Origin of the sequence: Bacillus pretiosus (genome assembly GCF_051294775.1) — a bacterium.
Lineage (GTDB): Bacteria > Bacillota > Bacilli > Bacillales > Bacillaceae_G > Bacillus_A > Bacillus_A wiedmannii.
In genome coordinates, this window is record NZ_JBPPHF010000002.1 from 336,389 (window position 1) to 349,288 (window position 12,900).

Here is a 12,900-nt window from a genome sequence, read left to right on the forward strand (position 1 = left end):
GTAGGTAATGCTACACTTCAATGAGATCTTTTATATCCCATTTCACAAGAAATGTAATAGAGTCTGAACGTTTTTTCTTTTCTTCATAGGACTCTGCAACGACGTTTCGTTGCTTTTGAATTTGTTCAGCGATGAATCCAGCTTCTAATTGATAAGAAGAATGTCTGTTTTGTTTTTGACGTTCAGCGATGAGTGTGCCTTTAAGTTGGAACTGCATTTCACGACGCTTATGTTCAATAATGCTTAAAGTGCCCCAGCCAGCTTTTTCAAAGAACTGAATGACTTCTTCAATTGTTTCTAGTGGATATTTTCTTGCAAGGTTTCTACCAGACCAGTATAAAATACCATCTAAATCGTTACCGATTAAATCAGGTAGTAATTCTTCACGTAGCAATTCATAAGCGAAGGCGTTCAATGAAACATCTTCTAAAGATGTTGTATCGATTGTATTTTTACTCACAATATTCCCCTCTTTCTATAGGGATTATTATATAACATTTCTCATTTATAAAAACAGATTTTTCTTTGGGAAAATCTGAATATATAAGAAGGGAAAAAGAATTGGCAAATTATATGCAAATTATGTATACGTTTTCTTGACGCTTCGACAAAAATAGGAGTAAAATGAACTTGGTATCAAATTATGCTGAAATATTTCGAATAATTTTTTCAGTTTTTCTTATGCCAATAGTGAAAAAACATTATTGTTGTAAACTAATCTGAAAACAGCAGTCAAACATTCAAGGGGGGTAATGGGGACATGAAAGGCCGCGAGTATACGTTTCGTAAGTGGCACTCATTAATGGGGGTCATCCCGGTTGGTGTCTTTTTGACGCAACATTTAATTGTAAACAACTTTGCAACAAGAGGAGCAGAGGCTTTTAACAAAGCTGCAGGCTTTATGGAGCTCCTTCCATTCCGGTATGCGCTAGAGATTTTCATCATCTTTTTACCGATACTGTACCATGCTATATATGGCTTATATATTGCATTTACAGCTAAGAACAATGCGGTTTCTTACGGTTATTTCCGTAACTGGATGTTCGTCTTCCAAAGAATTTCAGGTATCGTTACACTGATTTTCATTTCTTGGCACGTCTGGGAAACTCGTATTCAAGCAATGCTAGGTAAAGAGGTAAACTATGATATGATGGCAGATATTTTAAACAATCCAGCTATGTTTGCATTCTACTTAGTTGGTGTTGTTTCAACAATTTTCCACTTTGCAAATGGACTATGGACATTCTGCATCAGCTGGGGAATTACAGTATCTCCACGTTCACAAAGAATCTCTACTTATGTAACATTAGCTATATTCTTAGGTCTATCTTATGTAGGTGTGAGTGCATTATTAGCGTTCATCGATCCACAGCTAGCAAACCAGTAAGGAGTGGGAGAGCATGAAAGGGAAACTTATAGTAGTCGGCGGTGGCTTGGCTGGCTTAATGGCAACGATTAAAGCGGCGGAAGCAGGAGTAAATGTTGAACTGTTTTCTTTAGTACCAGTAAAACGTTCGCATTCTGTATGTGCCCAAGGTGGAATTAACGGTGCCGTAAATACGAAAGGTGAAGGGGATTCTCCATGGATCCACTTTGACGATACAATTTATGGTGGGGACTTCTTAGCGAACCAACCACCAGTTAAAGCAATGTGTGAAGCAGCACCTGGTATCATTCATTTAATGGACCGTATGGGTGTTATGTTCAACCGTACGGAAGAAGGACTTCTTGATTTCCGTCGTTTTGGTGGAACACAACATCACCGTACAGCATTTGCTGGTGCAACAACTGGACAGCAATTACTATACGCATTAGATGAGCAAGTACGTCGTCACGAAGTAGCAGGACTTGTAACGAAATATGAAGGTTGGGATTTCTTACGAGCTGTTGTTGATGACGAAGGTGTGTGCCGAGGAATCGTTGCACAAGACTTACAAACAATGGAGATTAAAAGTTTCCAAGCTGATGCCGTGATTATGGCAACAGGGGGCCCTGGTATCATCTTTGGAAAATCAACTAACTCTATTATTAATACAGGTACAGCAGCTTCTGCTGTATATCAACAAGGTGCATATTATGCAAACGGCGAGTTCATTCAAATTCATCCAACGGCAATTCCTGGAGACGATAAATTACGTCTTATGAGTGAATCTGCACGTGGTGAAGGTGGCCGAGTTTGGACATATAAAGATGGTAAACCATGGTACTTCCTAGAAGAAAAATATCCGGCTTACGGAAACCTTGTACCTCGTGATATTGCAACGCGTGAAATCTTTGACGTTTGCGTAGAGCAAAAACTAGGTATTAACGGTGAAAACATGGTGTACTTAGATCTTTCTCATAAAGATCCGAAAGAACTAGATATTAAACTTGGTGGAATTATTGAAATCTATGAGAAGTTTACAGGTGATGATCCTCGTAAACTACCAATGAAAATCTTCCCAGCAGTTCACTATTCAATGGGCGGACTATGGGTTGATTATAAGCAGATGACAAGTATTCCAGGTTTATTTGCAGCAGGTGAGTGTGATTATTCTATGCACGGTGGTAACCGCCTTGGTGCGAACTCACTATTATCAGCAATTTACGGTGGTATGGTAGCAGGACCGAACGCGATTGAGTATATGAAAGGTCTTTCTAAATCGTCTGATGCTGTTTCATCTACTGTATATGAGCAAAATGAATTAATCGAAACAGAGAAATTTAACAATATTTTAACGCTTGATGGTAACGAAAATGCATATGTTCTTCATAAAGAGCTTGGAGAATGGATGACAGATAACGTTACAGTAGTTCGTGAAAATAAAAAGCTACTAGAAACTGATGCGAAAATTGAAGAGTTAATGGCGCGTTACAAACGCATTAACATTAACGATACAGCGAGATGGAGTAACCAAGGTGCTTCATTTACACGCCAACTTGCAAATATGTTTGAGTTAGCACGTGTTATTACAATTGGCGCATATAACCGTAATGAGAGCCGCGGGGCGCATTACAAGCCTGAATTCCCAAATCGTGATGATGCAAACTTCTTAAAAACTACGATGGCGAAATTTGAAGGAGAAGGAAATGCACCAGCATTCCATTACGAAGAAGTGGATGTTTCATTAATTAAACCACGTAAACGTGACTATTCTTCAAAACATGATGTAGCTGCTAAGGGTGAAGAGAAGGGGGATAAGCAACATGTCTGAGAAAACAATCCGCCTCATCATTACGAGACAAGATGGACCAGATGCACAAGAGTTTGACCAAGAGTTTGAAATCCCATATCGTCCAAATATGAACATTATTTCGGCACTGATGGAAATTCGTCGTAATCCTGTTGATTCAAAAGGAAACCAAACGACTCCGATTGCATGGGATATGAACTGTTTAGAGGAAGTATGTGGCGCATGTTCGATGGTGATTAACGGAAAACCACGTCAATCATGTACAGCTCTTATTGATCAGTTAGAACAACCAATTCGCTTAAAACCGATGAAGACATTCCCAGTTGTACGTGACTTACAAGTTGACCGTAGTCGCATGTTTAACGCTCTAAAACGCGTTAAAGCTTGGATTCCAATTGATGGTACGTATGACTTAGGACCAGGACCAAGAATGCCTGAGAAGAAACGTCAATGGGCTTATGAGCTTTCAAAATGTATGACATGTGGTGTTTGCTTAGAATCATGTCCAAACGTAAATAGTAAATCTGACTTTATTGGACCAGCACCGTTATCACAAGCTCGTTTATTCAACTCACATCCGACGGGTGAAATGCATAAAGCAGATCGCTTACGTGCAATTATGGGAGATGGAGGACTTGCAAACTGTGGTAACTCTCAAAACTGTGTGCAATCATGTCCAAAGGGTATTCCATTAACAACTTCAATTGCGGCATTAAACCGTGATACAACAATTCAATCGTTTAAAGATTTCTTTGGTAGCGACAATAACTATTAATAAATATTGCCTCTTCATGTTGAAGAGGCAATATTTATAACTTTATTTTTCTGTTTATTCTGTTTATTTTGAGGGCGAAAAGGAGAGGAAACAATGAAGAGGATTTCTTATATTGAAGACTTTGAGCGATGGGAAAGTGGTTTTTCATTTTACAATCCTGTAAAAGTTCGTTTTGGTGAAGTAGATATGTTTGGGCATGTAAATAATGTCGTTGCCTTTACCTATTTTGAAGAAGCACGTATCGCATTGTTTAAAGAACTTGGATTTATGCAAGAATGGACGCATGGATCTTCAGAAACGATGATCGTTGTTGCAGATTTACAATGTAATTTTATTAAGCAAATATATTTTGATGAACAGTTGAAGGTGTATGTAAAAGCGGGATCGGTTGGGAATTCTTCTTTAGATTTGCATTACATGGTGAAGAATGCAGAAGGAGAGGCTTGTTTAGTCGGCCGTGGAATGATGGTTCAAGCATCGAAAAAAACGGGAAAAGGCGAACCATGGCCTGAAGAATGGAAGAAAAAATTACTACAATGATAGAGTGAAAGAAAAATAAGAGAGCAATTTGCTCTCTTATTTTTTGTCTTTCATTGCTTCTTCTAATGTTAAATGATGTTTATATATGTATGTAGCGTATGGATTACCAACGTAGCGTAAATGCCACGGTTCATATGAATATTCTGTCGTTTCTGTTTTATCTTCTAAATAACGAATTACAAAGCCAAATTCATGGGCATGTTTTGCAACCCATTTTCCTTCGGCTGTCTCTCCAAAAATAGGCTCTAATTGGAATTTAGCAGATTTTGAACTAATATCCATTGCTAAACCAGTTTGATGTTCACTCGTACCAGGAATGGCACTTACTGAATCAGCTTCAACTTTTCCTTGACGTCTAACGTATGTATCATGTAATGATTTTTGGCGTTTGTATGAACGATAACCAGATACAGCTGTAAGTTCAAGTCCTTCTTTCTTTGCCGCTTCAAACATATTTTCAAGCGCATCTGCAGCATCTTTACGCAGCAATGTTTTTTCTTTATCTTTTGGACTAGTAAATGGTACGTTTGGTCTTGTTAAGTCTTCAGGTATGTATCCGTCTGGTAGTTTTCGATGTTTATTAACTAAGACAAGATTAGACTCTGGATTTGTTACAACGGAAAAATCATTTTCTAGCTTCTTTGCAGTATGATCAGCTTTTGGAAAAGCAGGAATCTCTTCTTTTTGGTGATTACTATGCTGTTGACTTTCGACAGCTTTCGCCTCATTTTGTAGTGGTGGTTTAGAACTAAAGTAAGCGAAAGAAGTGATACCGATTACAATAGTAGTGGCAGAAATAATGATTATCTTTTTCATGATACCTTGTAATCACAGTCCTTTCTTAATAAAATATGTATCGTTTTTTATTATAAGTCTAGTTTACTGAAAAAGAAATATAAGAGTCGTAACGTAATAGAAATGCAAAGAAAATGTCAGAAAATGTGTGAAATTGTAGTATTTTTTCATTTAATTCATTTCTTATCTTTCATGAAATGAATTTTTTATGTAATATATATACATAAGAAGATGTAGCGATTATCGAGAATAAAGAACTTCTTGTATAGACTAGGAGTGAATGGGAATGGATTTTGCAACAATTATTGGACTTATTTTAGGATTTGTAGCGGTAGTAGTAGGGATGGTCGTCAAGGGCGCTGACATAAATGCCTTATTGAATCCTGCCGCAGCATTAATTATTTTTATCGGTACATTTGCTGCAGTATGTATAGCATTTCCGATGAATCAACTAAAAAGGGTTCCAAAATTATTTAAAGTTCTTTTTGGTTCAAATAAAAAGGATTTAAGTTATGAACAGTTGCTAGAATTATTTGTTCATTGGACATCAGAAAGTAGAAAATACGGTATTTTGTCTTTAGAGCAACAATTGGACAAAATTCAAGATGAATTTCTTTTGCGTGGTATGAAATTTGTGATTGATGGCGTATCCGCAGAAGATCTAGAACAGATTTTAGAAGCTGAATTAGAAGCAATTGAAGAAAGGCATGCAAAAGGAGCGGCAATTTTTTCTCAAGCTGGTACATATGCACCGACATTAGGGGTTTTAGGTGCTGTTATTGGTCTTGTTGCTGCACTTGGCAATTTAACTGATATTGAAAAGTTAGGTCACGCTATTTCGGGTGCTTTTATTGCAACGATTTTTGGTATTTTTTCAGGTTATGTATTATGGCATCCATTTGCAAATAAACTAAAGCAAAAATCTGCAGCTGAATTAGAGAAAAAACGTTTAATTATTGATTGTTTATTAATGTTACAAGAGGGTACATATCCGTTTATTATGAAGAACCGCATTTTAGGTGCACTTTCTGCAACTGAACGTAAAAAGCTAGAAAAAGGAGCAGAAAAAAATGCGGAGTAAAAAAAATAGAAGAGGTAAAAAGAAAAAACACGAAGAACATATCGATGAAACTTGGTTAATCCCTTATTCTGATATGTTAACGTTGTTATTTGCATTGTTCATCGTTTTATTTGCGATGAGTAGTATAGATGCTGCGAAGTTCAAACAGATGGCAGTAGCATTTCGAAGCGAATTAGCAGGTGGAACAGGAAATAAAGAGTTTTTAAGTGATCAGAAGCCAAATGATGAAAAGGAATTATCAGCAAGTAGCCTTGAGGCAGAACAAGCAAAAAAACAAGAAGAAGCTAGAGAAAAAGAAAAAAAGAAATGGATGAATTGAAAGCATTACAAAAAAAGATTGATCAATATATTAATGAGAAACAATTATCCTCTTCTTTTCAAACTAAATTAACTGAAAAGGGATTAATGGTGACAATATTAGAGAATGTGCTGTTTGATTCGGGGAAAGCAGATGTGAAGTTAGAATCACTAGGGATTGCAAAAGAGATGTCTAGCTTACTTGTTTCAGCGTCACCTCGTGAGATTACAGTATCTGGTCATACGGATAATGTCCCTATTGCCAATGCGCAGTTTGCATCGAACTGGGAATTAAGTACGCAGCGTGCAGTTAATTTTATGCAAGTATTACTCCAAAATAAAGAATTACAACCAGAAAAATTTAGTGCGATTGGTTACGGAGAATACCGTTCAATTGCTCCAAACGATACACAAGAAGGAAAGGCAAAGAATAGGCGTGTGGAAGTGTTTATCTTGCCTTTAATAGAGAAGGGAAAATAAAGAGGATGGCGAATGCCATCCTCTTTATTTTGCATCAAATGATTTTAAGTTGTCGCGACGGATTTTATCTTTTTCAGCATCTGATTTTTTGAAATCATAATCATATAAAGCGCCTTCCCAATCGCCATACATCGGATTCGGGAAAATAATAAATTTCTCACCAAATTGTTCTTTTGAATCTGCAACTGTTTGATTGCGATCTTTTACAGATTTCCCATCAAAACCAGTGAAATCAGATAAGTTATCACCGAAGAATAAGACGATATCATGTGTTTGCGAAACGAGTTCACGGCGTTTTTCTTTTCCTTTTTCTTTCGGATCTTGTAGTAATATATGTTCTTTCGTTGCTTGAGGAGCACCTACACGCTCAAGATTTTTAATTGTTGCATCTAGTTGGTTCGTTTTACGATTTGAGATGTAATAAATATCTACACCTTTAGATTCTGTATATTTTAAGAAATCAATTGCGCCTGGAAGGGCTTCAGCTTCAGCCTTATTAATCCAGTCATCCCATTTATACGGATAGCCTTTTCCTGTTTTTACGCTCATTGCTTGATGAGGGCTGTTGTCTAAAACCGTTTCATCTAAATCAAGTACGATAGCAGGTTTTTTCTCTGTCCCTTTTGCAAGAGCTGCATCAAGCTTCAATTGACCGATATTGTACCCTTGGTAGTAAAGTGCTTTCGTTTCACCGGCTGTTTGATACCATAAATCAGCCATTAATTGCTGTTCTGTTAATTTTACTTTTTCTTCTTTTGCCACTGTTTTCTCTGGTGTTCCTGAACATGCTACAAGCGATGTAGATAGAACCGCTACAGATAATAAAGTGGTAATACCCCTCTTCATCTTCATATGTATCCTCCTTGATGTTAGAAAATCATCTTATATTATATATTAAAATATAAAAATTTTTTTATGAACATTTGCATATTGTCTTTTGTATATATAGTAGTATGTCCTATATTAGAAAGATGAGAAAAATAATGGAAATTATTTTGACAACTTTTATTGTCGAAATGACAATTATAATTGACGAATGACATGATATTATTTACAATTTTAACTAAATAGAACAAATGATGGATTAAGGAGATGTTACATACTAAGAGGATGAAGTGTAGTGCTATATTTTATCCTGAATAAACATAGTCTTTGAGAGAGAGTATGAATGATATTAAAGGGGAGGCTTTATACTTTGAGTTTACAAATTCAGAACTTAACGAAACTATTTGGGGAATCAAAAGCAGTGAACGGTTTGCAAATTTCGTTACCAAAAGGTGAAGTGCTAGGATTACTTGGACGAAATGGTGCAGGAAAAACAACGACAATCAAAATGCTTCTCGGATTATTAACGCCTAATGAAGGATCTATTACATGGGATGGAAAATCATTTGGGACTAGTGGGGTAACGATTGGGTATTTACCAGAAGAAAGAGGTTTATATACAAAAAGTAGAGTAATAGACCAGTTGCGATATTTTGGTAGATTAGAAGGAATGTCGAAAAAAGAAGTAGATCTTGCTATTGATCACTGGTTAGAGAGATTAGCAATACCGGAATATAAATTTAAAACGGCAGGAGAGCTTTCAAAAGGAAATCAGCAAAAAATCCAATTAATTGCTGCTCTTCTTCATAATCCTGAACTTCTCATTTTAGATGAACCATTTAGTGGACTGGATCCAGTTAATGCTGGAATGTTAGCTAGCATTATTGAAGAACAAGTACAGAGCGGAAAGACCATTATTTTATCTAGTCATCGTATGGAACAAGTAGAGGCTTTTTGCCAACATGTATGTATTTTGAAAAAAGGCGAAGCAGTCGTAAAAGGCCAGTTAAGTGATATTAAAAAAGAATACGGTTTCCGCAATTTAACGATTGAAGATACAGAAGAGAATGCGAAGGGATTAGAAGCTATTCATGTATCGTATGAAAAACAACAAGGTCTTCTTTATGTGCAAGTACAAGATGATGCAGAAGCTCTAAAGATTTTACAACAGTTGCAAGAACAAGGTGTTACCTTACGACAATTTAAAATGTTAGAGCCGACGTTAAACGAAATCTTTGTAGAGAGGGCGAAATAACGATGCGTAAATTTTCTCACGTATTTTCATTTTATTTCAGGGAAGCATTTTTATCTAAAAAATCATTAATCATGAGCGCGATTTTATTTTTAATTGTTTTTGGGATTTTTGCGTTCAATCATTTTACTTCAAGTAATGATAAAAATAAGGATAAAGATAAAATTGCAGTTGTGACAGAGAGTTCTACATATAAAATACAAAAAGAAGAGTTAACTAAGTTATTACCATCAGCTAAATTAACAATTGGTTCAAAAGAAGATTTCAATAAACTGCATAAACAAGTAGAAGAAGGCGAGTTAGACGGTTTGTTTCGTGTAACTGAAAAGAATGGAGTACCAGAAGTCACGTATATGTTTAATGGGTTCGCTAGTGAAACAAATTCTACAATTATAGCTAGTTATTTAAAGGGAAAATATATGGCGGTAACAGTTGCTAAACATAATGTTTCACCAGAAATTGCACAACAATTGCAAACCGAAATTTCTGTGAAACAAGAAGCAATAAAAGATCGTTCTGCCTCTGCCGGAATTGCATATTTCTTCATATTCGCTTTATATATGTTTATTGTTGCGTTCGGAAGCACAATTGCGATGAATATTGCTTCTGAAAAAGCTTCTCGCGTTATGGAAGTTATGATTCCGAAAGTAAAACCTCTTACGATGATGTATGCAAAAATTTTAGCGGTTGTTTCAACGGCGTTATTACAACTTGTCATATTGGCATGTGGTTATTTAGTTCCTTATTTACTAGGGTGGGTAGATTTAGAAAATGGTTCATTATTTGGCGTAATTGATGTTACAAAGTTAGATGCAAAAATAATCGGTATGTTCCTAATTTATTTTGTTACAGGATATTTCCTGTATGCGATGATGTATGCAGCTGCTGGTGCGGTTGTTTCTAAGACGGAGGATTTGCAAGGTGTAATGCTACCGATTTCAATTTTAATAATTGCAGCATTCTTTATAAGTCTTAAATCGTTAGGTGACCCAAATAGTACTATCGTTGTTATAAGCTCTTATGTTCCGTTCTTTACCCCGATGGTTACATTCTCACGCTTCGTAGCTGGTGAAACTGGTATGTTAGAAATTATGATAACATTGGCGGGGCTTTTAGCGACAATCGGTATTTTAAGTGCTGTTACAAGCCGCATTTACGTAAATGGCGTAATGAATTACTCAGATAAAGTGAAATTTAAAGATTTAGCGAAGTTTATAAAGCGTCAATAATGAGAGAAAAGTATGATTTCCTATTGGAATCATGCTTTTTCTTTATGTATAAATTAAAAATAGTATATAATAATAAGAGTCGTCTTTTAATAGAATGAATACAAAGGAGGGTGTGCAGATGGGGATTAGTAGTCGTTTTACAGTAGGTGTTCATATGTTAACGTTACTTGCGATAGATCGAAACTCTCGCTGTACCTCTGAATGGATTGCTGGTAGTGTGAATACAAATCCAGTTGTGATTCGTCGCATTACAGGAATGTTGAAGAGAGCAGGACTTGTTGATGTACAAGCTGGTAAAGGTGGTACGACACTTGCTCGTGATTTAGAAGAAATTACATTACTTGATGTATATAAAGCAGTGGAAGTTGTAGAAGAAGGACAACTATTTTCCTTCCATGAAAATCCCAACATTGAATGTCCAGTAGGAGCTAATATTCAATCAGTATTAGAAATTATTTTAATGCAAGCGCAAGAAGCGATGGAAAACGTACTTGCAAATGTAACGGTAGATCAATTAGTTACAAACTTAAAGTCTAAAATGAAAGAGTAAAAAAAGCGAGCAACCTCATAATGAGGGCTCGCCTTTTTTTATTCAGAAATATTGAAAATTCTATTTTTCAGTATTTAAAATGAATTTACCAACAATAGCTGCTACGATGCCACCAAGAATTGGTGCTACGATGAATACCCATAGTTGAGAAAGTGCTTCTCCGCCAGCGAATAGAGCTGGTGCGATACTACGAGCTGGGTTAACAGAAGTTCCAGTTAACGGAATTCCTAATAAGTGAACTAAAACTAATGTGAAACCAATTACTAATCCTGCTAGAGAAGAACTTCCTTTTTTACCTGTTACAGCAACGATAACTAAAATGAATACGAAAGTTAAAATAAATTCAACTAGAAATGCTCCAGATAAACCAAGAGTTCCAAAACCATTTTGTCCTAAATTATCTAAAGGTGTTTTAGCAGAGCGTAAAATCGTTACTAACGTTGCAGTTCCTAATAAACCACCTAAAATTTGAGCTAATACATAATAACAAAGTTCCATAGCGTTCATTCTTTTGTTGATGAACATAGCTACTGATACTGCTGGGTTAATGTGACATCCAGAAATTGTTCCGATGCTATATGCCATAGCCACAATAGATAGACCGAAAGCCATAGCGATTCCTAATGTTCCAATTCCTTCAATTCCGCCGCCAATGACAGCTACTCCAGTTCCGAATAATACAAGTACAAATGTACCAATAAATTCAGCGATTGCTTTTTTTAACATAATTTACCTCCTAATATTGCGCATGAAACGTATTATAACATAGGTTTTAGTATAAACAGCTAATGAAATACTATTCTGATAAGGCGAAATAGGGGGACAATAAAAAAGAGTATAGTTCTTTGTTAGAGAACTATACTCTTTTTTATGCAGTTTTTTTCTGCTTAACGACTGGAGCAGAACGGTTTAAAACGCTATTTGCAACCATTCCTAACATAATAATAATCATTCCTAGTAGGGAAAGACCACCAGGAAATGAACCATTCAAGAAAACAATTTCGCCAAGCACGGTAAAGACCATCGTTCCAGCTTGCGTTGCTTCAACAGCTCCAAGTAGAGAGAGGTTATCTTTGGCTAAGTCAGTAGCAAAGAAAAATGTCATCGTCGCAATCACGCCAGAACATAAGGCTAACAAAAATCCTTGCAACATTTGGCTGGATGTTGGAATACCGGTAGTAGAAAATCCATATATACCAAGTAAAATTGTTATAGGTAGACTTCCTATTGCCATTCCTAATACACGTTGGAACGTATCAAGACGTCCGCCAACAAGTTCCATCATTTTTCGGTTGCCGAATGGATATAAGAAGGCTGCTACTACGACAGGTAAAAAACCTGAAATGAACTGAGTCATTGTAATATGACCTGCTGCAGTCGCTTGCATACAAATTACACCAAGTAAAATAAATAATGCGACATATAAACTACGAAGTGGAATTTTTCCGCGTACAAGTTTTGTGCCTGATTTCGTTTCTAATTTAACGAAGAATAATGGTGATAAAAGTAAACCTGCTAATATAGTAACTTGCCAAGTTCCAGCAACGAGCCAAGCTGGAGAAAAGACAGCTGCGAAACTTAATAAAGAATAGAAACCAATACCAGCAACGGAACCCCATCCGATCCACGCTAATGGATGTTTCTTTAATTCTTCCCATAAACCCCTTAAGTTTTTGCGAAATAAAACGATAAGGAATAAAATAGGGAGAGCAAATAAAAAACGGAAGGAAGCTGTCCAGGCCCAGCTCGTTCCAGATACATTCATCGCTCGATTAATAATAAAGGTTGCGGAAAAAAAGGCTGATGATAAAAGGCCTAATAAAATTGCGCGCATGAAGTATAGCACTCCTTTCGGAATTTGATGATTATGTATAGTATAATATACTTAAAAATGATAAAAGTA

The 12,900-nt window shown here is 36.2% G+C and carries 13 protein-coding genes and 1 pseudogene; 9 read left to right on the forward strand and 5 right to left on the reverse strand.

Features of this window, described 5'->3' with window-relative positions:
• Nucleotides 1-10 precede the first annotated feature (10 nt).
• Nucleotides 11-460: a YslB family protein gene (locus ACSG5Z_RS09950; protein ID WP_000042225.1), complete on the reverse strand. Its 450-nt coding sequence runs from the start codon at nucleotides 458-460 to the stop codon at nucleotides 11-13.
• Between the two features lie 300 nt (nucleotides 461-760).
• Between ACSG5Z_RS09950 and sdhC the strand changes: the two genes are divergently transcribed.
• The 4 genes from sdhC (at nucleotide 761) to ACSG5Z_RS09970 (ending at nucleotide 4,488) form a co-directional block, all read left to right on the forward strand.
• On the forward strand, nucleotides 761-1,387 hold the full coding sequence (gene sdhC / locus ACSG5Z_RS09955) for a succinate dehydrogenase cytochrome B558 (RefSeq protein ID WP_000678354.1): 627 nt from the start codon (nucleotides 761-763) through the stop codon (nucleotides 1,385-1,387).
• A 13-nt stretch (nucleotides 1,388-1,400) separates the two neighbouring features.
• Entirely contained in the window at nucleotides 1,401-3,194 is a 1,794-nt protein-coding gene (sdhA, locus tag ACSG5Z_RS09960) for a succinate dehydrogenase flavoprotein subunit (RefSeq protein WP_000676749.1), read from the forward strand.
• Entirely contained in the window at nucleotides 3,187-3,948 is a 762-nt protein-coding gene (gene sdhB, locus ACSG5Z_RS09965; protein WP_001291830.1) for a succinate dehydrogenase iron-sulfur subunit, read from the forward strand. Before sdhA ends, sdhB begins: the two co-directional genes overlap by 8 nt.
• A 93-nt stretch (nucleotides 3,949-4,041) precedes the next feature.
• Entirely contained in the window at nucleotides 4,042-4,488 is a 447-nt protein-coding gene (locus tag ACSG5Z_RS09970) for an acyl-CoA thioesterase (protein ID WP_087985344.1), read from the forward strand.
• A 36-nt stretch (nucleotides 4,489-4,524) separates the two neighbouring features.
• Here the strand turns inward: ACSG5Z_RS09970 and ACSG5Z_RS09975 are convergent, their stop codons facing one another.
• Complete coding sequence (locus ACSG5Z_RS09975) at nucleotides 4,525-5,304, reverse strand: M15 family metallopeptidase (RefSeq protein WP_435711390.1); 780 nt, start codon at nucleotides 5,302-5,304, stop codon at nucleotides 4,525-4,527.
• Between the two features lie 265 nt (nucleotides 5,305-5,569).
• Here ACSG5Z_RS09975 and motA point away from each other — a divergent pair, with 265 nt between their 5' ends.
• Together motA and motB are read left to right on the forward strand one after the other, a co-directional pair.
• Entirely contained in the window at nucleotides 5,570-6,364 is a 795-nt protein-coding gene (motA, locus tag ACSG5Z_RS09980) for a flagellar motor stator protein MotA (protein WP_060488187.1), read from the forward strand.
• A pseudogene (gene motB, locus ACSG5Z_RS09985) lies at nucleotides 6,354-7,141 on the forward strand (flagellar motor protein MotB). Before motA ends, motB begins: the two are co-directional and overlap by 11 nt.
• Nucleotides 7,142-7,165: 24 nt before the next feature.
• On the opposite strand, the gene ACSG5Z_RS09990 reads toward motB, so the two are convergent.
• Nucleotides 7,166-7,993 carry a 5'-nucleotidase, lipoprotein e(P4) family gene (locus ACSG5Z_RS09990; protein ID WP_000782761.1) on the reverse strand — a complete coding sequence of 276 codons (828 nt, stop codon included), beginning with the start codon at nucleotides 7,991-7,993 and terminating at the stop codon, nucleotides 7,166-7,168.
• A gap of 343 nt (nucleotides 7,994-8,336) precedes the next feature.
• Between ACSG5Z_RS09990 and ACSG5Z_RS09995 the strand changes: the two genes are divergently transcribed.
• The 3 genes from ACSG5Z_RS09995 (at nucleotide 8,337) to ACSG5Z_RS10005 (ending at nucleotide 10,997) form a co-directional block, all read left to right on the forward strand.
• Nucleotides 8,337-9,221 (forward strand): ABC transporter ATP-binding protein, encoded by an 885-nt coding sequence (locus tag ACSG5Z_RS09995; protein ID WP_137014411.1) that lies wholly within the window; start codon nucleotides 8,337-8,339, stop codon nucleotides 9,219-9,221.
• 2 nt (nucleotides 9,222-9,223) lie between these two features.
• Nucleotides 9,224-10,447: an ABC transporter permease gene (locus ACSG5Z_RS10000; protein ID WP_001224961.1), complete on the forward strand. Its 1,224-nt coding sequence runs from the start codon at nucleotides 9,224-9,226 to the stop codon at nucleotides 10,445-10,447.
• Between the two features lie 118 nt (nucleotides 10,448-10,565).
• The gene (locus ACSG5Z_RS10005; RefSeq protein WP_000512998.1) at nucleotides 10,566-10,997 is read left to right on the forward strand and encodes an Rrf2 family transcriptional regulator; all 432 of its coding nucleotides are present in this window, start codon (nucleotides 10,566-10,568) and stop codon (nucleotides 10,995-10,997) included.
• 60 nt (nucleotides 10,998-11,057) lie between these two features.
• Here the strand turns inward: ACSG5Z_RS10005 and ACSG5Z_RS10010 are convergent, their stop codons facing one another.
• Both ACSG5Z_RS10010 and ACSG5Z_RS10015 read right to left on the reverse strand, forming a co-directional pair.
• A complete protein-coding gene (locus tag ACSG5Z_RS10010) occupies nucleotides 11,058-11,723 on the reverse strand; it encodes an MIP/aquaporin family protein (protein ID WP_000913204.1) in 666 nt (221 codons plus the stop codon).
• 142 nt (nucleotides 11,724-11,865) lie between these two features.
• The gene (locus ACSG5Z_RS10015) at nucleotides 11,866-12,831 is read right to left on the reverse strand and encodes a DMT family transporter (protein WP_048541288.1); all 966 of its coding nucleotides are present in this window, start codon (nucleotides 12,829-12,831) and stop codon (nucleotides 11,866-11,868) included.
• Between the last annotated feature and the right edge of the window lie 69 nt (nucleotides 12,832-12,900).

Bases quoted from the DNA above. Each gene is read 5' to 3' on its own strand.
- ACSG5Z_RS09975 (WP_435711390.1), bottom strand. From the start codon at position 5,304: ATGAAAAAGATAATCATTATTTCTGCCACTACTATTGTAATCGGTATC.
- ACSG5Z_RS09990 (WP_000782761.1), bottom strand. From the start codon at position 7,993: ATGAAGATGAAGAGGGGTATTACCACTTTATTATCTGTAGCGGTTCTA.
- sdhB (WP_001291830.1), top strand. From the start codon at position 3,187: ATGTCTGAGAAAACAATCCGCCTCATCATTACGAGACAAGATGGACCA.
- ACSG5Z_RS10005 (WP_000512998.1), top strand. From the start codon at position 10,566: ATGGGGATTAGTAGTCGTTTTACAGTAGGTGTTCATATGTTAACGTTA.
- sdhC (WP_000678354.1), top strand. From the start codon at position 761: ATGAAAGGCCGCGAGTATACGTTTCGTAAGTGGCACTCATTAATGGGG.
- ACSG5Z_RS10010 (WP_000913204.1), bottom strand. From the start codon at position 11,723: ATGTTAAAAAAAGCAATCGCTGAATTTATTGGTACATTTGTACTTGTA.
- ACSG5Z_RS10000 (WP_001224961.1), top strand. From the start codon at position 9,224: ATGCGTAAATTTTCTCACGTATTTTCATTTTATTTCAGGGAAGCATTT.
- ACSG5Z_RS09970 (WP_087985344.1), top strand. From the start codon at position 4,042: ATGAAGAGGATTTCTTATATTGAAGACTTTGAGCGATGGGAAAGTGGT.
- sdhA (WP_000676749.1), top strand. From the start codon at position 1,401: ATGAAAGGGAAACTTATAGTAGTCGGCGGTGGCTTGGCTGGCTTAATG.
- motA (WP_060488187.1), top strand. From the start codon at position 5,570: ATGGATTTTGCAACAATTATTGGACTTATTTTAGGATTTGTAGCGGTA.
- ACSG5Z_RS10015 (WP_048541288.1), bottom strand. From the start codon at position 12,831: ATGCGCGCAATTTTATTAGGCCTTTTATCATCAGCCTTTTTTTCCGCA.